Consider the following 23,465-nt stretch of genomic DNA (forward strand, 5'->3'; position numbering starts at 1 on the left):
ATGGTATTGCAGGTGTTTTGTTGCTCCTTTTGCAGTGGTGTTATTGAGAAAGATATATTGTAAATATCGAAGGCCAGCAGGTTTCTCTTTACGAAATGTTGCGAGAAGCTGCTGGCCTTTATTGTGTTTTGTGTTGTGTTTTATGCTTTTTTGTGCACTTGGATTTTTTTATCATTCCATGTATTCCTATTGTTTGTGTTATAAGTATTACACGGAATCATAGTCATTCGTATTGGGCTTACCGTATGATCTAATCTTCATCATCTTTGCCATACGATAGCGTGGTCTTTCACTGCTACTTCTATTCTGCTTATTATATCCTATATCCTCATGCACATCAATTCTTGTCATCTCTATTATACGGTATTGTAAGCCTTCAATGCTATTCATAGTCGCTGGCGATGTTGAGCTTTTCTAATGCGCCTGCGTCTAGTCCCAGCTGAGTGGCCTTCAGGAGGTCTTCCAGTTGTTGGGTGCTGGTGGCGCTGACGATGGGAGCTGTGATACCGGGGTGTTGGACAAGCCAGGCGATAGCGACACTGGTGGGTGTGGTTTTGAAGTCTGCGGATACTTCGTCGAGGGTTTCGAGAATGCTTTGTCCGCGTTCGTCGAGGTAGCCTACGGCTTTTTCACCACGGGTGCTTTTGGAGGCGTCTTCCTTTGTTCTGTATTTGCCGCTCAGGAAACCGCTGGCGAGGGAATAGTAGCTGATAACGCCAAGATTGTAGCCCTGAGTGATCGGCTGGTATTCACGCTCAAATTTCTGGCGGTCGTAGAGATTATATTCAGGTTGTAGGGATTCGTACCGGGGAAAGCCGTTTGTTTCGCTGGATTCCAGTGATTGTAACAGTCTTTCAGGACTGAAGTTGGAGGCGCCTATTACGCGGACTTTGCCCGCTTTCACCAGTTTGTCGTAGGTAGCGAGTGTTTCGTCGATGGGTGTTTTAAGATCGTCATAGTGCGACTGATACAGATCGATATAATCTGTTTGCAATCTGCGTAATGATTCTTCTACCGTTTTTTCTATATAGGCAGGAGAGAGGTCTTTTACTTTTCCGCCACCTACTTTAGTGGCAATGACCACCTGATCACGTTTGCCGCTTTTCTTTAACCATTTACCAATAATCGTTTCTGATTCTCCACCGCTGTTGCCAGGCGCCCAATGAGAATAGGAGTCTGCCGTGTCGATCAGGTTAAAGCCTCCCGCCATAAATGCATCTAGTAAAGAGAAAGAAGTAGCTTCATCTGCTGTCCAGCCGAAAACATTTCCGCCAAAAGCCAAAGGTGCCACCTGTAATGCCGATTTTCCCAATTGTCTTTTTTCCATTATGCTGCTTTGATTTGGTTTTATAATGAGTAAAAATTTGTTACTGTTTGTATGTTTAGAGGGTGATTGCTCACCGTATTATTGCTGTTGTTTTATTGTGTGATTTTTTGTAAGCGCAATCTTTATATACAACAGAGATCTTCATTATTTTTTTGCGTGCATGATTCATTTTATGGTATGTATTGCGTGTTATATTTTTTGATTCAGCTGCAATGAGACAGCCTCTTCCAATTTTTTATTTTACACAATACCTATTTTTTATACCACTGCTACTGATTTTATTATTGTGGCGCTGATCCTTTATTGATAGCGTGTTTCAGCATGTTTACGCTGATTGTTGTTATGGATAATTTTTATACTTTTTTATTCATTCATACTTCAATGTACGAGTTTGTTTCAAAACGAATACCATAAATTTCCGTATATTGGCAGCTATTGTCGTCTATTTGTCGTCGAACACCCGCAGTCATTGTTACCTATTTTATCAGACTGCTTTCTTTCCGTATCTATTTTTCAGGTGCGCTTTTTGTAAACTGCTTTCCGTATATCGGGACTGGCATTGATATCAGCATAGATTTTTTGATTTAAAACTGTATTATGAGTAAAACCATTATTGTATCTAACAGACTACCGGTAAAGATCACTGAAAAGGATGGAGACTATATGTTGAATCCCAGTGAAGGTGGTCTGGCTACAGGCTTGGGTTCCATTTACAGGCAAGGCTACAATATCTGGATAGGATGGCCGGGCATAGATGTGAGTGAGGCTGCACAACCACAAATTACTGAACAACTAGGTGAGATGAATCTGATGCCTGTGTACCTGACACAGGAGGAGATTAACAACTATTATGAGGGATTTTCAAACGAGGTACTGTGGCCTGTTTTCCACTATATGTCCGTTTATGCCCGCTACGAACAGGTATATTGGGATTTCTATTATCAGGTAAATAGTAAATTCAGAGACGCTATATTAAGAGTCGCTGAACCAGGTGATGTGATCTGGATCCATGACTACCAGTTACTATTATTACCAGGCATGATCCGCGCAGAAGTGCCTGATGTGGCGATCGGTTATTTTCAGCATATTCCTTTCCCTTCATTTGAACTTTTCCGCCTGATACCATGGCGTGTGGAATTGCTGGAAGGTATGCTGGGCGCAGATCTCTTAGGCTTCCATACTTTCGATGACAGCCATCATTTCCTGAACGCTGTTACCCGTCTGCTGCCAGTAAACGCGTCTGCTAACGTCGTGACAGTGAATGACAGGGCAGTGATCGCTGAAACCTTTCCTATGGGTATCGACAATGAAAAGTTTGAACAACTTTCTTTTGATCCCGAAGTATTGCGACAACTGGAAAACCTGAAAGAAACATTCCATAATACACACCTGGTGCTGTCCATCGACAGACTCGATTATAGCAAAGGTATCATCCAGCGTTTACAGGCATTCGAATTGTTTCTCCAACTCTATCCTGAATACACAGAGAAAGTAGTATTGTATATGATCGTTGTTCCTTCCAGGGATACTGTTCCGCAATACAAAGAATTAAAAGAGGCCATCGACATGCTGGCCGGTGGTATCAATGCACGTTTCCGTACGATGAACTGGCACCCGGTGAATTATTTCTACCGCTCATTCCCGGTAGAAGTATTGTCTGCGCTATATAACTTCGCGGACGTCGGACTCGTAACGCCGATGCGGGATGGTATGAACCTGGTGAGTAAAGAATATGTAGCCAGCCGGAAAGATAATAATGGTGTGCTGATTCTGAGTGAGATGGCGGGTGCATCTAAAGAGTTGATTGATGCATTGATTGTAAACCCGAATAATATCGGCGCTATTGCAAGGGCTTTACATGAGGCGATTAACATGCCGGTGAAAGAACAGGAACGTCGTATGAAATCAATGCGGCAGGTCGTGCAGAAATTCAATATTTCTCACTGGGTAAAACTGTTTATGACACGTTTGCAGGAAGTAAAACAACTGCAGCAATCTATGCTGGCCCGCCGTATGAGTATGGATATGCAATCACAGGTACGCAATCACTATAAGAAAGCGCCGGAACGTGTCATCTTCCTTGACTACGATGGTACGCTGGTCGGCTTCCAGGCGAATATAGATCTGGCCTCTCCTGATCAGGAACTTTATCAGCTGCTCAAAACACTTACGCACGATAAAGCCAATCATGTTGTAATGATCAGCGGTCGTAAACATGAAACGCTGGAAGAATGGCTGGGACAACTCCCGCTTGATCTGATTGCAGAACATGGTGCATGGCACAAGAAATATGGCGAAGACTGGCAGAAAATTCCCGGATTGAATGCTAACTGGAAACAGGACATCATGCCTATTCTCGATACTTATATGGACCGCACGCCAGGTTCATTCATCGAAGAGAAAAGCTATTCGCTCGTATGGCATTATCGCAAAGTGGAAACAGGTCTGGGGGAATTACGTGCCAATGAACTGATGAATACCCTCCGCTATTTTACCAACGATATCGGACTACAGATACTGCCGGGTGATAAAGTAATCGAAATAAAGAATGTGGAGATCAATAAAGGTAAAGCGACGCTGACCTGGTTACAGGACAGAAAGTTTGAATTCACACTGGCGATCGGTGACGATCATACAGATGAAGACATATTCAAAGCCCTATCCGGTGATGCTGTGACAATAAAGGTGGGAAGCCAGGTGTCGGCAGCAAGATATTATCTGAGAAACCATCATGAAGTAAGAGCGTTTCTGAGAACGCTGGTGGCAGGATAAACCATTCATTCCGCAGATTACTAATGCAACATAAAAAGGGCTTCGCCGTAGGCGAGCCCTTTTACTTTTATTGTTCTATTTAGCTAGTATAAAAGGAGGATGCCCTTCTTCATCATGAGCACCCTCTTACTTCAACAAAAAATGTCTGGTCTGTTAAAGAAAAATCGGTACATCCAGTTTCATGGATATCCGGTACGCAGCATTCATCAGTCCCACATGACTGTAGGCCTGCGGGAAGTTACCCCACTGGCTGCCACTCTCTTCTACCACATCTTCACTGAATAACTGCAGGTGATTGGAATATTGCAGCAGGTTCTGAAACTCACGCACTGCATCATCAATACGTCCTACACAGGCCAATGCCTCTACATACCAGAATGCGCAGACGAGGAAGGTAGCTTTCGGTTTGCCGAAATCATCTGAGTGCAGATAACGATAGAATAATCCCTGTGGCGTTTTCAGTTCTTTCTCCAGTGCCGCCAGGTGATCGCGTGCTTTTTCTGAAGCCGGATCCAGATAGTTCATCATGATCAGCTGTAAAGTACTTGCATCGAGATGCTGACTGCCGGCTGCATTGGTATATACTTTCCTGACAGGGTCGTAACAGCTTTCAATATGTGCTGCCGCACGGTCTTTTAATGCAATGGCTTTTTCTACCAGTTGCTGATTCCCGATGGTACGCGCCATTTTCTCTGCTGCAGCACAACCGGCCCACTGGAACAGGTTGCTGTAACAGTGAATATTTGCGAAGTTGCGGAACTCCCATATGCCCGCATCTTTTTCATCAATTGTGTGTTCGATCTTATTGAGCAGGTATTCCAGCCACCACGCCGAATCTTTTCTTTCTGAAAAGACGAAACGATGGTCCGTATACAGGGGCAGCATAGAAATCAGTACCTGTCCGTAGATGTCGTTCTGTATATGCTCATACGCCTGATTACCGATGCGTACGGGCTGATTCCCCTCATAACCATCCAGGTGAGGCAATATCTGCTCTATAAGGTTCTTTTTGCCTGTAATGCCATATAAAGGCTGATAACGGTAGTCACCCGAGAAGGAGATATCAGCCACATAACTGAAATATTTCTCCATTTCCTCAAAATGCCCTATATGGTTCAGTGCGGTAATAACGTAATAAGTATCGCGCAACCAGCAATAACGATAATCCCAGGTACGTCCGCTACCCGGGTATTCCGGCAAACTGGTCGTACTGGCGGCAATGATGGCGCCGGTATCTTCATACTGGTGAATCTTCAGGGTGAGGGCAGAACGGATAACGGCCGGCTGGTAGAAATTGGCGATGTTGGAATGTTTGATCCAGGTACGCCAGTAGAGGGTAGTTTCACGGAGAAACCGCTCTGCTGTGGCATTCAATGGCGCCTCCAATGGATGGCCATAGGTCAGCAGCAGGTATTTTTCATCATTCAGGACAAAAAATTCTTCTTCAAAAAGATAACTGATGGGAATGTTGGTGGTGAGGCGTAAGGTTTCCTCACATCCCAGGAATTCAATGTGATTGCTACCCCGCTGGGCCTTCAGAAAACCACTGCCGTAATCACATACGGGTTTACATTTCACTTTCACACGTGGATTGCCCTCCAGTGGCTCTATCTTGCGTATCAGCATGAGGGGTTTGAAATACCGTTCATACTGATGAAAACGGGGAGCAAAGTCCGTAATACGATACTTTCCACTCTCACTGGTGATTTCCGTACACAGTACATTGGTGTTCTCCAGGTAGTACTGCTTGGACGTATACTCACCCGAAGGGCGGATATAGAATTCTCCCCCCTTATTCTTATCCAGCATACCGCCGAAGATAAAGGAGCTGTCCATTCGTGGCCAGCAAAGCCAGTCTATGTTCGTGTTTAGATTGACATGTGCGAGGTACGCACAATTGCCAATAATGCCTGTCTGATACGTATGTCTTTCCATAAGTGATTCATTAAGACACAAAAGCCATTCCAATACGGCACATTTTGTGTTAATTAAGAACTAAAAACCTTCTTTTTTGATTTCACGTAAATTCCCTACATGCAGAAATGGCTTCGTATAACCCTGATTGTTTCCGGTAGCCTGATTGGCCTCCTCATATTGCTATGGCTCGGACTAGCATGGCATATCCGGCATAACAAAGCCCAGATTCTGCGTCAGATCAGCGATCGGCTGAATGACAGACTACATGGAGGAGAACTGTTGATAAAAGACATGGAACCTTCACTGGTACGCAGTTTTCCGAATGTATCGGTTGCGCTGGAAGGAGTGAGTGTTAAGGATAGCCTGTGGAATATACACCATCATCCCTTAGTAGATGTTGCACGTATCTTCGTAAAAATAAACACTTTCTCGCTACTTAAAAAACAATTGGATATCAAACAGATATCCCTGGAGGAAGGAAGCATCTATTTATTCACTGACAGCACGGGTTACAGCAATACCGGTATGCTTAAAAAGAATACAAAAGTAAAGGCAGAAGGTGGGAAAGGCATAGCTGCCGATATTACCCGTTTTCAGCTGAATAATGTCAACCTTGTGATCGATAATCAACAAAAACATAAATTATTCAGTTTTGCTATCCGGAACCTCAGAGGGAACCTCCGTAACCATGATTCCGGCTGGGTGTGTAATATGCGCACCGCCCTGCAGGTGGCCAGTCTGGCGTTTAATACCGAAAGGGGAAGTTTTCTGAAAGATAAATCCTTACAGACAGACCTGGAAATTACCTATAACAGGAGCCGGAAGCTGCTTGAAATCCCGCAACAGGTATTGTATGTAGCAGATCAGAAGATTAGCGCGGGCGCCTCTTTTTCCTTTGGCGATCAGCCGCGTCCCTTTACCGTGCACATTATTGCCGAACAGATCCCTTTTCATCTGGCTACCTCCATGCTGACGCCAAAGATCACCGCCAAACTGGATAGTATTAACCTGGACAATCCGCTGGATGCGGACTGTGTGATAAAAGGCAGGATGCAACCGGGTGATCAGCCAGGGGTGAATGTGACCTGGAAAACCGAGAATAATCATGTCACGACAAAGGGCATGGAATTACAGGAATGTAGCTTTACAGGACGTTTTTCGAATGAATGGCAACCGGGAGAACATACGGATGAGAACTCTGTGGTCAGTATCTACGGACTGAAAGCCCGTACCTATGGCATTCCGGTAGCTGCTGATACGATCGATATTACAAACCTGCGGCATCCTACACTGGCAGGTTATTTTAAGGCGGATTTTCCGCTGACGGACCTGAACGATGCCCAGGGAGAGGATGGGGTATTTAAATTTACAGGTGGTACAGCTAAAGCAGGATTGTATTACAAGGGGGGAATCACCGCCGGGGATACCATTATTCCTTATCTGAAGGGACAGGTTCAGCTGAAAGACGGGGCCATGGAATATACACCCAGGAACCTGCAATTCAGTGCCTGTAATGCCCTGATGCTCTTTAATGGCAATGACCTCTCTATGGAGAATATTACCATCAAAACGCAGAAGAGTAGTCTGCAGATGGAAGGAAGCGTCCGGAATATCGCCATACTTTACTTTTCAGCGCCGGAGAAACTGGAACTGGACTGGCAGGTGCGTAGTACAGGCATCGATCTGAATGAATTCAAGGCTTTCCTGGGCAAACGCCGGCAGGGCAAACGTACCAGTGTAGCGGCCAACAGGCGTAAGATCAGCCGTATTGCCAGTCAGCTGGATGTAATGCTCAGCTCCTGTATCATCAATATCAGCGTGCAGCTGGATAAACTCAGCTATGGGAATTTTATGGCCCAGCAGGTAAAGGCTGATCTTTCCATGAAGGAGAGTAATGTGAATCTGCGACAGGTCTCCCTGACCCATGCGGGTGGCACTATAAATATGAGCGGCGTAATGACGCAGGACGGAATCAATAACCGATTTAAGATCAATACGGGCATCCGGAACGTACATGTGGATCAGCTGTTTCATGCTTTTAACAATTTTGGAATGCAGTCGCTGAGTTCGAAAAATCTCAGGGGGATTTTGTCCGCTACAGCTGCTATCAGCGGTAATATCCTGGATAACGGGAAAATGTCGCCACAATCTATGTACGGCACATTGTCCTTTGACCTGCGACAGGGTGCACTGGTGCATTTTGAGCCGCTGGAAGATATCGGCAACCTGGTGTTCCGTCGCCGGAACCTGGATAATATCACTTTCGATAATGTTAAAAATACACTGACGCTCCAGGGAAACAAGATCATTGTGCCGCCCATGCAGATCAATTCCAGCGCCCTTTATATGGACATTTCGGGTGTATATGCCATGACCAAAGGAACAGACATGTATATCACGGTACCTTTGAGGAATCCGAAAAAGGATGAAGACCTGGATAAGGAGGAAAAAAAGCTGCGGAGGAAAAAAGGGATTATCCTGCATTTACATGCTATGGACGGGGAAGATGGGAAGGTAAAAATCAAATTAGGGAGTAAAAAGGACAAACCGGAAGAGGCAGAATTGTAACTTTTTGAATTGAACAGCCGTTTTATAGTAATTTAGCGCCTGACAATCAATTCTTCTATGAAAAAACTGCTGGTTTCGGCATTGTTGCTTATTGCCGCCTGTAAGAAAGACGACACAACAGTCAACCAACCTGGCTATGATGGTAAGTGGTATATCCATCAGGTTATTAATAAGGAATATACCATTGAGAATGGGGATACTGCTTTTACGCGATTCGACGTCATAAATCGCCCTGGTACTGATTATATTGATTTTCAGATCAATGGGCAGGGGAAAGGAGATGCGGTGATGCTTTGGGATAATAGTTCCAGCACCCGCCCTTATGAAGCGGTGACACACGCCTTTTTCAAACTGGATACGACGCTTTGTGAGATTACCCATCTCACGGACAGCAGTTTTCAGTTTAACAGTATACATTTTGATGGCGTTACCATCCCTGACAGGGTAAAGGTGACCCAAAACTTTTTCATCCTCGGGCGTTAGTCTGAGAGCTTTTCACTTTAAAAAGGCATGGTTTTTATACTTTAATGAGCGGACCATGTTTTCGTAATTAATGTCCAGAGAGTATTTCAAGAGCATTATACGCACACTGCGTGTTTCATTTCAGGTACTACAAAATAATGACCCGTTGCGACTGGCGGGAGCGACTGCTTTTTTCGCCAGTTTCGCGCTACCACCGATTCTGCTGATCTTATTGCAGGTATTTGGTTTGCTTTTCGACCGCCGGTCTATTGGCCGGCAGCTTATCGGGCGCTTGGGAGAACTGGTCGGTAAGGACAGCGCCCAACAGGTAGTGATCACGCTCAGAGGTTTCCGCGGGCTGGCACAAACCTGGCCCATAGCCATTATATTATTCGTCTTTCTCTTATTCGTAGCAACCACTTTGTTGAAAGTGATCCGGAGTTCCCTCAACCAGGTATGGATGATACGTATAGCTGTCAGGGAAAGTTTCCTGGATTCGCTGCTTGGAAGATTACGCTCACTGATCGTTATCGGTGCTGCCGGTTTGTTGTTCCTGGCCAGCGTCCTGGGTGAAAGTGCGCATGCCTTTCTGGGTAATTATGTCAATGAATTATTTCCCAGCGCTGCTTTTATATTCAGCGGGGTATTTACACAGCTGGTCTCCCTGTTGATCGTTACCTGCTGGTTTGCGGTACTGTTCCGTTATCTGCCGGATGCCCGGCCGACATGGAAAGTCGCTTTCTCGGGAGCGCTGCTCACGGGAGTACTTTTTAGTATCGGTAAATTGGTATTACGCCGTTTACTGTATGGGGGTAATATCGGAATCCTGTATGGGGCTTCAGCCTCCGCTGTGCTGTTGATGCTGTTTATCTTCTATAGTGCTATTATCTTCTATTACGGCGCTGCATTTACTAAAGTCTGGAGCGAGTTTAAACATCGTCCGATGCAGCCACTGCGTCATGCCACGTTCTATGAACTGGCCGATGTGGAAGCCCGCTGATTATTCTCCCCGTAAAACCATTTCTATCTGGTCTTTCACAGGATTGCTGAAACCTTCCAGTTCGATTTTCGGATGCTGATCAAGATTGATACGGATCTTACCAGTTTCATTCACAAGAGAGTCGGAGAGAGGTTCCAGTAATGCGTGCATTTGTCTTACGCCCAATTGTACCAGCTGATTCATAAAAGAGTCTTCAAGTTGAAGGAATTCACGGTTTTTGTAGGTATACGTTACCTGGATCATGGTGATGCTGTTTTTCAGAGGATATTAAAGAAAATAAAGTTTGATTAAATTAGAATATACGTATTCGGCGAACATTCACAGAAATTTATACTGCAATTTTCATGCACAATTTAACGGTATAAATATATTAATTTAAGTAATAACTTGTTGTATCTCACTTGTATAAAACTTTTCCACAATAAGTTTTCCACAAACTGCACGCGCCATTTTCCTGCCAATGATTTATCTTGCCGTTTCAAATTTACCAGATGCGTTTACGTTATTTCAGCTGCCCTGGAAGCAGGGTACTCACTTTTTTAGTCTGTATGGTCGCAGGTAGTGCCAGTGCACAGCCATGGAAACATGTGAAATGGTCCGGCGACGGAAAGACTTTTTACCAGACGGAAGACAATGGCGGTATTGCCGCGTATAGCGCCAAAGACGGTCAGTCTACCCAGAAGATCGCTCCGGCCCTCCTGACGCCCAAAGGGCAGTCAGTACTTGAAATAGAAGATTTCTCCTATACACCGGATGAAAAAAAGTGGCTGATTTATACAAAAGCGCAGAAAGTATGGCGCTATAAAACCCGTGGCGACTACTGGGTGCTGGATATTGCCAGCGGTAAACTGGTACAACTGGGTAAAGGATTACCCGCCTCTTCCCTAATGTTTGCGAAATTTTCTCCCGATGGACAGAAAGTTGCTTACGTCAGCGAACATAATCTCTATGTAGAAGAACTCGCTACTCATAAAATCAAGGCACTGACAAAAGATGGTACCCGTCGTCTTATCAACGGTACTTTTGACTGGGCATATGAAGAGGAGTTTGACTGTCGCGATGGTTTCCGCTGGAGCCCGGACAGCCGTGCAATCGCTTACTGGCAGATTGATGCCCGTAAGATCAGGGACTTCCTGATGATCGATAATACCGATTCCCTGTATTCCTACACCGTTCCGGTAGAATATCCTAAAGCAGGTGAAAGTCCGTCTGCCTGCCGCGTAGGTGTGGTAGATATTACAACCGCCAAAACGATCTGGTTGCAGGTTCCCGGTGATGCGCAGCAGCATTATATTACCCGTATGGAGTGGAATCCTGCCCGTACCGGTCTGATATTGCAGCAGCTGAACAGAAAACAGAACCAGAGTATTCTTTATACGGCGAATCCTACTACCGGTAAAACTACAGAACTCTATAAAGAAAGCGATTCTGCCTGGATAGACATCCGTTCCCGCTGGAATGATGAACTGGCAGGATGGGACTGGACCAATGGCGGTAAATCCTTCATATGGGTCAGTGAGAAAGATGGCTGGAGACACCTCTACAGCATCGATATGAATGGTAAAGAAACCCTGATCACACCAGGTCAATATGATATTATCAACCTGCTGCGTATCGACGAAGCGCATAACCTTGCTTATGTGCTGGCGTCTCCTGACAATGCAACCCAGCAGTATCTGTATAGAGTGTCCCTGGATGGTAAAGGTCAGCCGGAAAGAGTTTCTCCGCTGGCCGAATCAGGTACGCATGAATATGAGATTTCTCCGACTGCGGACTATGCCCTGCACAGTTTCTCTAATCACTACTATCAGCCACATTCAGAACTGGTATATCTGCCGGAGCATAAAGATGCGACCAGCAGCCGTATCATCCGTGACTTACAGACTTCCCGTTTTGCAATCCGCCAGGAATTCTTCCAGGTGACTACTGCTGATGGTGTGACCATGGATGGCTGGATGGCCCGTCCGGCTAATTTCGATTCTACGAAGAAATACCCGGTGGTATTCTATGTATACGGCGAACCGGCAGCTGCTACTGCTAAAGACGAATTTGGCGCAGGACGCAATTTCATCTACAATGGCGATATGGCGGCGGACGGTTATATCTATATTTCTATGGATAACCGTGGTACACCTTTACCGAAAGGCCGTGCCTGGCGTAAAGCGATCTACCGTAAGGTGGGGCAGGTGAATATGCAGGATCAGGCGATGGCTGCAACGGAGCTCTTTAAACGTCACGCTTACCTGGACACCTCCCGCGTAGCGGTATGGGGCTGGAGTGGTGGCGGTGGTATGACGCTAAACCTGTTGTTCCGTTATCCGCAGATCTACAAAACAGGTATTGCTGTTGCAGCGGTAGGTAGTTTGTTTACTTATGATAATATTTACCAGGAGCGTTATATGGGATTACCACAGGAAAACCGCGAAGACTATGTAAAAGGTTCTCCGGTGACCTACACCAAAGGACTAGTGGGTAATTTGCTCTATATACACGGTACCGGTGATGATAACGTACATTTCCAGAATGCAGAGTTGCTGCAGAATGAACTGATCCGTAATGGCAAGCAATTCCAGTTTATGTCTTATCCTAACCGTACGCATAGTATCAGTGAAGGAGCAGGTACTTTCCAGCACCTTTCTGCATTATATACCAATTACCTGAAAGAGCATTGTCCTCCGGGAGCGAGATAATAACGAATTATGAACAGAGCAAATATAATAGGATTAGTTTCAGTCATCGTAGTCATCGTCAGCGCATTTTTACCATGGCTGACGATTGAAAGTAAACACCTGGCTTTCACAGGTCTGAATACGGTGGGTTCAAGTTTTGGTGAACCAGGTAAATTGAATATAGCCGTAGCCGTGATGGCAGGTGTATTGTTTGCATTACGTGGTAAATGGTTTGCCCGTATCAATCTTTTCATTACCGCATTCCTGGTGGCCTGGACGTTCAGGAACTTTATATTATTCTCCAGATGTGAGATGGGAGTTTGTCCGGAAAGAGAGATAGGATTGTATCTTTCTATACTGGCAGCAATTGTGGCGTTTGTGAGTGTGATATTTAGTAACGGGAAGAAGTGAGAATAATTAAGAATTAAAAATTAAGAATTAAGAATTGGAATGCAGCGAAGCGTAGAGGAGATATAATATGTATTTATTGTTTTCGCTATTGAAATGTTACATTTCAGCGTTTATAAATAAAGGCGTCCGTTGGTAACGGACGCCTTTATTTATAAGATTTTAAGTACCGTCCGTCAATTATATTCGCAGAAACACAAGTGACAACAATTCCTAATTCTTAATTCTTAATTCCTAATTCCTAATTCATCTAAATATCGTCAGCATCACATACGCCCCCAGCCAAACCGCTCCTGTATATGCCAGATTACGCAGAATGATCGGGATGGGCGACTGACTGGTCAGGCGTGATTTGATAAAACTGAAAACTGTCATGGCCAGGAAGGTGATCATGACACTACCGGAAGCTGCCATTGCGAAGTTCTCGTTCCGCAGATAGGAGATGAAGGGGAGCAGACCGCCTATGAGGAAGAAGATGCCGGTTAAGAGACCGCTGCGAAGGGCTGTCGCGAAACTGAAATGACGTTCCTCGACGTGTTCGTCCCGCAGGGTTTGTTCCCACTGTTGGGCGTCTTTTTGCATTTCATCTGCGATATTCCGGATGATAGGCTCACTGATATTAAGTTTTTCCAGTTTTTCTCTTTCTTCCGGAGAGAGTGTGCTTTCGTCATGTTGCGTATCGCCCCGGCTTGCCTGGAAGGCGGTGATCATCACCAGGAGGCTGCCCGCTACCCATATGCAGGTATTGATGGTATAGAATAGTTGTACTGTTATTGGTAATCCCTGTGAGAGGAAGGTGGTAAACAACAGCAATAACAATCCTTCAGGAAATCCTATCAGGAAGTCTGTTTTCCAACCGCTGCTACGGATGGCTTTCTGCTCTTTGGACATGCGCGGCTATAATATTTCAAGACTTTTAGCAATGATGGCGACAGCTTCTTTCACCTGTGCTGCTGTGATCAGCAATGGCGGTGCGAAGCGGATTTTATCGCCATGGGTGGGTTTGGCCAGCAAACCATTTTCTTTCAGTGCCAGACAAAGGTCCCAGGCTGCTTCCGGATGAGCGTGGTTGATGACGATGGCGTTGAGCAGCCCCTTTCCACGGATAGTGCTGATATGAGGAGATTGGAGCGCGGCCAGTTCCTTTCTGAGCAGTTCGCCCATTGCGGCAGCATTTTCCGTCATTTTCTCTTCTTTCAATACAGTCAGTGCTACGATGGCTACTTTACAGGCCAGCGGGTTACCACCATAGGTGCTGCCATGTTCACCCGGTTTGATGGTAAGCATGATCTCGTCATCTGCCAGTACGGCGGCTACCGGTAAGATACCTCCGGAGAGTGCCTTTCCGAGTATCAGGATGTCCGGACGTACGTTTTCGTGGTCGCAGCAAAGCATCTTTCCCGTACGGGCAAGGCCGGTCTGGATCTCGTCGGCGATAAACAATACGTTGGCGTCTTCACAGTACTGACGGGCTTTGGAGAGGTATCCGTCATCGGGTACCATCACACCAGCTTCTCCCTGTATCGGCTCTACGAGGAAGCCGGCTACGTTGTTGTCCTGAAGGGCTCTTTCCAGTGCCGCCAGGTTATTATATGGAATCACTTCATATCCCGGCATAAACGGACCGAAGTTCGTCCGGGAAGAAGGATCTGTACTAAAGGAAATAACATTCAGGGTACGGCCATGGAAGTTGTTGGCGCATACGATGATCTTAGCCTGGTTTTCGGGAATACCTTTTACCACATAGCCCCAGCGGCGGGCCAGTTTAAGCGCTGTTTCCACAGCTTCTACGCCGGTGTTCATCGGCAATACTTTGTCGTAGCCGAAGTAGCGGGTGATAAAGGCAGCGTATTCGCCGAGCAGGTCATTGTGAAAAGCACGGGAGGTCAATGTCAGGCGCTGTGCCTGTTCGGTTAAGGCGCGGATGATTGTCGGGTGACAATGCCCCTGGTTCACCGCAGAATAACCTGACAGGAAATCGAAATAACGTTTACCGTCAACGTCCCAGAGAAAAACACCTTCCCCGCGATCCAGCACTACGGGCAATGGATGGTAGTTGTGAGCCCCGTATTGTTCTTCCAGGTCCAGAAAATGCTGGGTCTTTTCACTGATATTAAATGTGTGTAACATACTCCCCAAAGGTAATTAGGAATTGGGGATTTAGGAATTAGGAATTGGTCAGTCTGTTGAGAGGAAGGCGGAATTTGTGAAAATAAGGTATAATTCGGGAGGCTGGTGTATGGAATTAAGAATTAAGAATTAGGAATTAAGAATTAAGAATTAAGAATTATTTTATTATGGCAAATATCTATGGGGAATTTTATAGAATGAGACAATGAGTCAAACTCCTCCCAATTACACCCCTATTCCTAATTCTTAATTCCTAATTCCTAATTGGTCAAGCTTTTTTAAGCTTATTAACCAATGAGACATACTCCTGCTGGGCAGCCTCTTTCGCCTTTCCCTTCAGTTTCTCCCAGGCTTCATACTTGGCTTTGGCCACGAAGTCAAATGGGTTGGTGGGTGGTTCACCATTGATATCACCTTCAGTTCCTTGTTTATAAAGTGAGTAGAGTTGCAGAAGGGTTTCATTATCAGGCTTTTGGGTCAGGGTTTTGCTGGCTGTAGCGGCCGTTTCAAACTGTTGTTGCAGATCCATAAGAAAGTTTTTTCTTAAATGTAGATAAAATAGTACCAAATCTGACGGTCGGCACTATCCGGGTATAGCAAAATTTAAATAACTTTGCGGCTTGACGCGGGGCGTTAAACGCCTGGTTTTAAAAGCATATATGAAGAATATCAGGAATTTTTGCATCATTGCACACATCGACCACGGTAAAAGTACATTGGCTGACAGGCTGTTAGAGCATACAAAGACAATCTCAGACAGAGAAATGCAGGCTCAGGTATTGGATGACATGGATCTGGAAAGAGAGAAAGGTATCACTATCAAGAGTCATGCGATCCAGATGAACTATGTTCAGGACGGAACGTCATATGTATTTAACCTGATCGATACTCCCGGTCACGTGGACTTCTCTTATGAAGTATCCCGTGCGCTGGCTGCCTGCGAAGGTGCACTGCTGTTGGTTGATGCTGCTCAGGGTATCCAGGCACAAACTATTTCCAACCTTTATCTGGCCCTGGAAAATGACCTGGAGATCATCCCCGTGATCAACAAGATCGATATGGACGGCGCTATGATCCCGGAGGTAAAAGACCAGATCATAGAACTGATCGGTTGTAAGGAGGATGAAATCCTGCTGGCTTCCGGTAAGACGGGTATTGGTATCGAAGAGATCCTGGATGCCATCGTGAAACGTGTTCCAGCTCCGAAAGGAGATCCGGAAGCTCCTTTACAGGCACTGATCTTTGATAGCGTATTCAACTCCTTCCGTGGTATCATCGCTTACTACAGAATATTTAACGGTACCCTCAAAAAAGGAGATAAAGTTAAATTCTTCAATACCGATGAAGAATACTTTGCTGATGAAGTAGGTATTCTGAAACTCGGTCTGCAACCCACCCAAACCGTTAAGACCGGCGACGTAGGTTACATTATCACCGGTATCAAAAATGCCAAAGAAGTAAAAGTGGGCGATACCATCACTACCAGCGCGAATCCTAGTCTGGAGTCTATCAACGGTTTCGAAGAGGTAAAACCAATGGTATTCGCAGGTATCTTCCCTGTAAATACAGAAGACTTCGAAGAGCTACGTGACTGTATGGAGAAACTGCAGCTGAACGATGCTTCCCTGACTTTCGAACTGGAAACGTCCCAGGCATTGGGCTTTGGTTTCCGATGCGGATTCCTCGGAATGCTGCACATGGAGATCATCCAGGAACGTCTCGAAAGAGAGTTCAATCAGACTGTGATCACCACCGTTCCGAACGTAAGCTTTATCGCCCATACGACCAGAAAGGAAACTATTATTGTGAACAACCCTTCTGAAATGCCGGATCCAAGTACACTGGAACGCATTGAAGAACCGTTCATCAGAGCACAGATCATTACCAAACCGGATTATATTGGTAACATCATGACCCTGTGTCTCGGTAAGAGAGGTCTCCTGATGAATCAAAGCTATCTGACCCCAACCAGGGTTGAACTGATATTTGAAATGCCACTCACAGAGATCGTATTCGATTTCTATGATAAGCTGAAAAGCCAGACACGTGGTTACGCCTCCTTCGACTATGCACCGATCGGTTACCGTGACAGTGACATCGCGAAGATGGATATTCTGCTGAACGGCGACAAGGTGGATGCGCTGAGCGCCCTGATTCACCGTGGTCGTGCACAGGACTTCGGTCGTAAACTCTGTGAAAAGCTGAAGGAACTGTTGCCTCGTCAGCAATTTATGATTGCTATCCAGGCAGCGATCGGCGCCAAGATTCTGGCCCGTGAAACGATCAGCGCTATGCGTAAGGATGTTACTGCCAAATGTTATGGTGGTGATATCTCCCGTAAGCGTAAACTGTTGGAAAAACAGAAAGAAGGTAAGAAGCGTATGAGACAGATTGGTAACGTGGAAGTACCGCAGGAAGCATTCCTTGCTGTTCTTAAATTAGATTAGTACGCCAATACATCAAATTTTGGGAAATTAAAGCGGCCGGAGAAATTCGGTCGCTTTTTTATTTGTCTTCATTGGGTTTGTAGCTTCTTATGTGAATGCTTGATTCAGTTAGATTGTTGGCAGGGGGGGAATGCTCCGGATTCAGTATGGGATTACGGGCTGTAGTTCTTTGAAGTTCCTTGCTATTGGGCGTTGGGTTGGAGAGTTGTGCGGCGGTGGTCATAAGAGCCTGGGATATATGATATATCACAATACCCTCAAATGCCCCCACCATAAGATTGATATACTATGAGACATTATAACATCCCAGATACCCACTATATCATGATGAACGATATGATGCTTATGCTGAATTCTGACTTGGAGCAGTCTTCGGACTTCCTTTGAATTGCCTTCAGATGCTGTATCATGGCTCAAATGAGGCTTGTTTCTATGATGTATACCGTGATTAGACCGTCATTACGCCGTTATCGCTTCGTTCTGGAACGTAGAGATATGGGCTTAATAACGGTATAGCTTCGTTGTACATCGAAGAAAAAGATCTTATCTCTTTCATAATCAGTGACTTTTAGCTGTTTTGATCGAAGATTGGAGATAAGAGTGTGATAAAGCTCATAAAATCAATGACTTATGAGGGTGTTAAACACAAAAAAGCCGGCAGGAAATGTATTCTGCCGGCTTTTTAAATATGATCTGTCCGATTAAGCCAGCTGGCTTTTCGGAACAATTACTGATGATTTCAGGATGCTCCATACGCCAAACAGCACTGCTGTAAAGAATACGTTGCCCATCAGGCCATTCAGTGCAAAACTGCTGAACAGATCGCCTTCTTTGTAGAAAGGGATACCGGCAGCGTAGCAAGCCAGCAGACCAGCACCCGTTTTAGGATACATGTCTGTGGTGAGGAATGTGCCCAGGTTCGTGATCAGGAAGAACAGTAAGCCTGTGCCGATAGAAGACAGCAGCAGTGTCAGCGTGTTTACTTTTCTGATACGGGTACCAATGAAGGCAATCAGCATAAATGCGCCATATACGAAGAACAACTGTCCCAGGTAGTCGCGGTTCAGCGCCTGAATGCTGGTGAACAGCTGGAGGAATACGTCAGAAAGGAACAGAGACAATAAAGGAACGATATACGCCAGACGTTTATCTTTCAGAACGATGCCGCCGAAGAGGGCTGCCGCACCAATGGCATTGAAATTCCACAAACCAGCCTGGTTTGTCAGAATGCGGCAAAGGGCAGACAGGAATATCAGCAGACTGATGATCAGTATTTCCCGGATAGAATCCTTTTTCATAATGGGTCAATTATTTATATCAAAGATAATTGATTTTAAATAGATTGAACAGGTACACTTGCTTTAAAGATTACTGCGCCTGCATTGCTCTGGATATCATATGTCGTATCGAAGTAGGTAACAACCGATTCTCCTTTTTTCAGGTGGATCGCTTCACCGCCCTGCTCTGTGATAATCGCAGCGCCTTCCATTACCAGCATGATCTCAGTCGCTTCACTGGTATGCTCATAACGCTGATCATTCTGTAAAACGATACGGCTTACTACGAAATCAGGCGCCGGAGAATGGTAGATTGTTTCCAATCCGCCGCTGATGCTTTCGCTTCTCAGGATCTTAGGATGTACCGGCTCAAAACGGGTATGCTTCAGCAGCTCAGGTACATCAATATGTTTAGGCGTCAGACCGCCACGCAGCACATTGTCGGAATTGGCCATCAGTTCAACGTTCTGTCCTTCCAGGTAAGCATGTGGAATACCTGCATCCTGGAACACCGCTTCACCCGGATGTACTTCCATGATATTGAAGAAATAGATAGAGAAAATACCCCTGTCCAGATTCTCCAGTCCCTGTGGATCATTTGCGATCGCTCTGCCTGCCCAGAATGCCGGATCAGACTTCGCCAGACGGTTGTTCTGATACGCTTCTGATACTGCCTCTGCCAATGGACGTAACATCGTGTTCACTTCCGCCTGTGGCATCTCCATCACCGCTTTATATAAACCATAGTAACCCTCTTTTTCAAAGATAGGCGCCAGTGGTGCGAATGCGGTTACCGTCTCTAATACCTTTCTCAGCTTATCTTCCGGCAGAAATCCGTGTAACAGCCAAAACTCGCTGAGCGCTACCATGATCTCCGGTTTGTGGTTAGCATCTTTGTAGTTACGATGAGGTGCATTCAGTGGAATACCTGCTTCGTTTTCACGGGCAAAGCCTTTTTCTGCTTCTACTTTCGTAGGGTGTACCTGGATAGATAGCATGTCTTTTACGTCCAGGATCTTCAGCAGATAAGGTAATTCGCCGAAACGCTTCCATACCTTAGGTCCGAGTACATGTTCAGGATTGGCCTTTACCAGCTGATCCAGCGGGGTTGATTGTCCGTCGGTAGCTATTGCTGATGGTGCGCTCTGGTGTGCGCCCATCCAGTATTCAGCGCTTGGTTTACCGTTTTCCGGAATGCCTAATAATGCAGGGATGTAGTGATAGCCACCCCAGGCATAGTTTTGTACCTTACCGTCCAGTCTGAATAATTTCTTCTCGCTCATGCGTAATATTATTTATTTTCCTGTGATTGTTAACCTGTTGTTTTTCCTGATGGAAGAGCAAAAATAGTCAAAACAATGGCATCCCATATAGCTTTGGGCAAAAAAGGGGAGTTGATTGCATGTGGACATCTTCGTTTGCATCATTACGAGATCATAGCGGTTAATTGGCGGCATCGGCGGCGGGAGATAGATATTATCGCTTCGCGGGATGGTTGTCTGGTGTTTTTCGAGGTCAAGACGCTGGCAAGTGATCTTTACGGCTGGCCGGAGAAGCATGTGACGGCGGCGAAGCGGCGGAATATACAGGCTGTGGCTTCGGCGTATATGGACCGGATGAAACAGCTGCCGAAGGTCATCAGGTTTGATGTGATTGCGATTACTTTTCAGCCGGATGGTACTTATGAGCTGGTGCATTTTGAGGATGCGTTTTAGCTACCGCTGCGCGTGAGGGTTTTAAGGTTATGTTGTTACTGGTTATGGATATAACCGGGTGGGATTGGTATGTCTTTGTAGTTTACGTCAGGCTTTTTAATTATCAGACTGTTGTTGGTTGTTGGCAGGGGGGAATGCTCCGGATTCAGTATGGGATTACGGGCTGTAGTTCTTTGAAGTCCCTTGCTATTGGGCGTTGGGTCGGAGAGTTGGGCGGTGGGGGCTTGTATTAAACCCCTGGTTGCATGGGCTCAGCAGACTTCGCAGAACTAAGGCCCGTAATCTCCATCTGAACCCTGCGTTGTGACGCTGCTGCTGACTAAGTTTAGGACGGTTTTGAGGTAGGCGTACAATGTAGTAGTACAATGTTATAGTACAATGTGGGCGTATATACGTGATGTTTATATTTGTTGCAGTGCAGACAGTGTGGACGTATAAAGCAGAAAGACGAATTACATCGGCTTTCGCGTATTGTAATTCGTCCTCTATTTATAGTCTTTAGAGAAAGGAATCAGGCGGTTGCATAAATCCTAATTCTTAATTCTTAATTCCTAATTGCTTCAGCCCCAGATACCGGTGTAGTTCTGCGGAGTGATCGCTTTCAGTTCCTTTTTCAGGGTGGCGCTGATCTTCAGTCCATCGATGAACTTGTGCATGGTTTTCTGGTTGATGTTCTGACCACCACGGGTGAGTTCCTTCAGGGCCTCGTAAGGTTGAGGGAAGTTTTCACGACGGAGTACGGTCTGAATCGCTTCAGCGACTACTGCCCAGTTATTTTCCAGGTCGTCCTGGAGTTTGGCTTCGTTCAGGATCAGTTTACCGAGACCTTTCTGAACAGATTTCAGGGCCAGTACGGTGTGACCGAATGGAACGCCTACGTTACGGAGAACGGTGGAGTCGGTCAGGTCACGCTGCAAACGGGAGATTGGCAGTTTGGCGCTCAGGTGTTCGAAGATGGCGTTTGCCAGTCCGAAGTTACCTTCTGCGTTTTCGAAGTCAATCGGGTTCACTTTGTGCGGCATCGCAGAAGAACCTACTTCGCCGGCCTTGATCTTCTGTTTGAAGTAGTCCATGGAGATGTATGTCCAGATGTCGCGGCAGAAGTCGATCAGGATCGTGTTGATACGTTTCAGGGTATCAAACTGAGCGGCGATGTTGTCGTAATGTTCGATCTGGGTGGTATATTTCATACGCTGCAGACCGAGGGTATTGTTGACGAATTTGTCAGCGAATTTCTCCCAGTTGGTTTTAGGGAATGCCACATAGTGTGCGTTGAAGTTGCCGGTAGCGCCACCGAATTTAGCGGCGAAAGGAATTTCTCCCAGCAGTTTCACCTGACCTTCCAGTCTTTCTACAAACACCAGGATCTCTTTACCCAGGATGGTCGGAGAAGCCGGTTGACCGTGTGTACGGGCCAGCATTGGTATCTTCATCCAGCTTTTAGCCATCTTCTTCAGGTCCAGGATCAGATTAGCGATCGCCGGCATGAAAACATGTTCTACAGCTTCTTTCCAGAACAGCGGCGTAGCGGTATTGTTGACGTCCTGGGAGGTCAGACCGAAGTGTACCCACTCCAGTTTATCTTCCAGTCCGAGCGCTTTCAGCTCATTCTTAACAAAATACTCAACAGCTTTTACATCGTGATTAGTTACTTTTTCCGTGTCCTTGATCAGCTGTGCGTGCTCAATGGTGAACTCCTGGTAGATCTTACGCAGGGCAGGAACCTGAGATTTGGAGAGGGTAAATACCTTCTGCTCTGACAGGGCTATAAAGTATTCTATCTCTACCAGTACACGGTAACGGATCAGTGCAAACTCGGAAAAATAAGGTGCCAGTTCTTCCAGTTGTCTCCGGTATCTACCATCCAGCGGAGAAATGGCGGTTAAAGCTTGTAATTGCATAATGTTATTTGATTAGTGAGCGTTTATCACTTTTTGCCTAATTTAGCCGGCAAAATTACAGAAATTGGAACGGAAAGTAAAAGTAGCGGCAGTAAGTTATTTGAATACCAGGCCATTATTGTACGGATTCAGGGATCATCCCGTGATGAATATGCTGGAACTGAGTGCTGATTATCCTGCTAAAATTGCACAGCAACTGATTGATGGAGAAGTAGATGTGGCGCTCGTGCCAGTAGCGACCATCCCTAAACTGCAAGAATATCATATCATTTCTGATTTTTGTATTGGTGCGGAAGGTCCGGTAGCTTCTGTTTGTCTTTTCAGCGAAGTTCCCCTTAATGAAATAAAACGTATCTATCTCGATTATCAGAGCCGTACCTCAGTCGCCTTGCTGAAAGTACTGGTGCGTGAACACTGGAAACTGGATGTTGAACTGATCGAGACTAACGGCGATTACGAAGATAAGATCAATGGTACCGACGCCGGACTGGTGATTGGCGACCGTGCACTCGAACAGCGACATGTGTCTCCTTATATATATGACCTCGCTGAGCATTGGATGAGATTTACCAGTCTGCCTTTTGTATTTGCCGCCTGGATCAGCAACAAACCCTTACCGGCAGAGTTTATCCAGCAGTTTAACAATGCCAACAGTCTCGGTATTCATAATATACCGGCTGTTGTAGCAGAGAATCCTTATCCGCTGTACGATCTTACAACGTATTACACGCAGAATATCAGTTACCCGCTGACGCCGTCTAAACGACAGGGCTTACAAAGGTTTCTTGGGTTTCTGATGAAATAGTTAAGAATTAGGAATTAAGAATTAAGAATTAAGAATTGGAATGCAGCGGAGATTGTCGTTTGGGGTA

Annotated in this window: 18 protein-coding genes; 9 read left to right on the forward strand and 9 right to left on the reverse strand. The window is 45.7% G+C overall.

The window, feature by feature from the left end:
• Positions 1 to 382 precede the first annotated feature (382 nt).
• Complete coding sequence (locus tag CPIN_RS19970; protein ID WP_012791654.1) at positions 383 to 1,327, reverse strand: aldo/keto reductase; 945 nt, start codon at positions 1,325 to 1,327, stop codon at positions 383 to 385.
• Between the two features lie 597 nt (positions 1,328 to 1,924).
• On the opposite strand from CPIN_RS19970, the gene CPIN_RS19975 reads away from it, so the two are divergent.
• Positions 1,925 to 4,099, forward strand: a complete 2,175-nt coding sequence (locus CPIN_RS19975) for a bifunctional alpha,alpha-trehalose-phosphate synthase (UDP-forming)/trehalose-phosphatase (protein WP_012791655.1) — start codon at positions 1,925 to 1,927, stop codon at positions 4,097 to 4,099.
• Between the two features lie 153 nt (positions 4,100 to 4,252).
• Here CPIN_RS19975 and CPIN_RS19980 read toward each other — a convergent pair whose 3' ends face one another.
• Entirely contained in the window at positions 4,253 to 6,067 is a 1,815-nt protein-coding gene (locus CPIN_RS19980) for a glycoside hydrolase family 15 protein (RefSeq protein WP_336469976.1), read from the reverse strand.
• 66 nt (positions 6,068 to 6,133) lie between these two features.
• Between CPIN_RS19980 and CPIN_RS19985 the strand changes: the two genes are divergently transcribed.
• The 3 genes from CPIN_RS19985 (at position 6,134) to CPIN_RS19995 (ending at position 10,046) form a co-directional block, all read left to right on the forward strand.
• Positions 6,134 to 8,584: an AsmA family protein gene (locus CPIN_RS19985; RefSeq protein ID WP_012791657.1), complete on the forward strand. Its 2,451-nt coding sequence runs from the start codon at positions 6,134 to 6,136 to the stop codon at positions 8,582 to 8,584.
• A gap of 57 nt (positions 8,585 to 8,641) precedes the next feature.
• Entirely contained in the window at positions 8,642 to 9,067 is a 426-nt protein-coding gene (locus CPIN_RS19990; protein ID WP_012791658.1) for a hypothetical protein, read from the forward strand.
• Between the two features lie 70 nt (positions 9,068 to 9,137).
• Complete coding sequence (locus CPIN_RS19995; protein WP_012791659.1) at positions 9,138 to 10,046, forward strand: YihY/virulence factor BrkB family protein; 909 nt, start codon at positions 9,138 to 9,140, stop codon at positions 10,044 to 10,046.
• Here CPIN_RS19995 and CPIN_RS20000 read toward each other — a convergent pair whose 3' ends face one another.
• Positions 10,047 to 10,289, reverse strand: a complete 243-nt coding sequence (locus CPIN_RS20000; RefSeq protein WP_012791660.1) for a hypothetical protein — start codon at positions 10,287 to 10,289, stop codon at positions 10,047 to 10,049.
• 248 nt (positions 10,290 to 10,537) lie between these two features.
• Here CPIN_RS20000 and CPIN_RS20005 point away from each other — a divergent pair, with 248 nt between their 5' ends.
• A complete protein-coding gene (locus CPIN_RS20005; protein ID WP_012791661.1) occupies positions 10,538 to 12,736 on the forward strand; it encodes a S9 family peptidase in 2,199 nt (732 codons plus the stop codon).
• A gap of 9 nt (positions 12,737 to 12,745) precedes the next feature.
• Positions 12,746 to 13,126, forward strand: coding sequence for a hypothetical protein (locus tag CPIN_RS20010; RefSeq protein WP_012791662.1), 381 nt, complete (start codon positions 12,746 to 12,748; stop codon positions 13,124 to 13,126).
• Between the two features lie 243 nt (positions 13,127 to 13,369).
• Here CPIN_RS20010 and CPIN_RS20015 read toward each other — a convergent pair whose 3' ends face one another.
• From CPIN_RS20015 to CPIN_RS20025, 3 genes are all read right to left on the reverse strand, one after another.
• Entirely contained in the window at positions 13,370 to 14,014 is a 645-nt protein-coding gene (locus CPIN_RS20015; protein ID WP_012791663.1) for a VIT1/CCC1 transporter family protein, read from the reverse strand.
• 6 nt (positions 14,015 to 14,020) lie between these two features.
• Positions 14,021 to 15,253 carry an ornithine--oxo-acid transaminase gene (gene rocD, locus CPIN_RS20020; protein ID WP_012791664.1) on the reverse strand — a complete coding sequence of 411 codons (1,233 nt, stop codon included), beginning with the start codon at positions 15,251 to 15,253 and terminating at the stop codon, positions 14,021 to 14,023.
• A 268-nt stretch (positions 15,254 to 15,521) separates the two neighbouring features.
• A complete protein-coding gene (locus CPIN_RS20025) occupies positions 15,522 to 15,782 on the reverse strand; it encodes an acyl-CoA-binding protein (RefSeq protein ID WP_012791665.1) in 261 nt (86 codons plus the stop codon).
• Positions 15,783 to 15,912: 130 nt separating this feature from the next.
• Between CPIN_RS20025 and lepA the strand changes: the two genes are divergently transcribed.
• Complete coding sequence (gene lepA / locus CPIN_RS20030) at positions 15,913 to 17,700, forward strand: translation elongation factor 4 (RefSeq protein WP_012791666.1); 1,788 nt, start codon at positions 15,913 to 15,915, stop codon at positions 17,698 to 17,700.
• A gap of 701 nt (positions 17,701 to 18,401) precedes the next feature.
• On the opposite strand, the gene CPIN_RS20035 is transcribed toward lepA, so the two are convergent.
• Positions 18,402 to 18,998 (reverse strand): DUF6580 family putative transport protein, encoded by a 597-nt coding sequence (locus CPIN_RS20035; RefSeq protein ID WP_012791667.1) that lies wholly within the window; start codon positions 18,996 to 18,998, stop codon positions 18,402 to 18,404.
• Positions 18,999 to 19,033: 35 nt separating this feature from the next.
• The gene (gene manA, locus CPIN_RS20040) at positions 19,034 to 20,260 is read right to left on the reverse strand and encodes a mannose-6-phosphate isomerase, class I (protein ID WP_012791668.1); all 1,227 of its coding nucleotides are present in this window, start codon (positions 20,258 to 20,260) and stop codon (positions 19,034 to 19,036) included.
• Positions 20,261 to 20,335: 75 nt separating this feature from the next.
• Between manA and CPIN_RS20045 the strand changes: the two genes are divergently transcribed.
• Complete coding sequence (locus CPIN_RS20045; protein WP_012791669.1) at positions 20,336 to 20,692, forward strand: YraN family protein; 357 nt, start codon at positions 20,336 to 20,338, stop codon at positions 20,690 to 20,692.
• Positions 20,693 to 21,252: 560 nt separating this feature from the next.
• Here the strand turns inward: CPIN_RS20045 and purB are convergent.
• Positions 21,253 to 22,593 carry an adenylosuccinate lyase gene (gene purB / locus CPIN_RS20055; RefSeq protein WP_012791670.1) on the reverse strand — a complete coding sequence of 447 codons (1,341 nt, stop codon included), beginning with the start codon at positions 22,591 to 22,593 and terminating at the stop codon, positions 21,253 to 21,255.
• Positions 22,594 to 22,657: 64 nt separating this feature from the next.
• On the opposite strand from purB, the gene CPIN_RS20060 reads away from it, so the two are divergent.
• The gene (locus CPIN_RS20060) at positions 22,658 to 23,398 is read left to right on the forward strand and encodes a menaquinone biosynthetic enzyme MqnA/MqnD family protein (protein ID WP_012791671.1); all 741 of its coding nucleotides are present in this window, start codon (positions 22,658 to 22,660) and stop codon (positions 23,396 to 23,398) included.
• Positions 23,399 to 23,465 lie beyond the last annotated feature (67 nt).

Source organism: Chitinophaga pinensis DSM 2588, assembly GCF_000024005.1.
Taxonomy (GTDB): domain Bacteria; phylum Bacteroidota; class Bacteroidia; order Chitinophagales; family Chitinophagaceae; genus Chitinophaga; species Chitinophaga pinensis.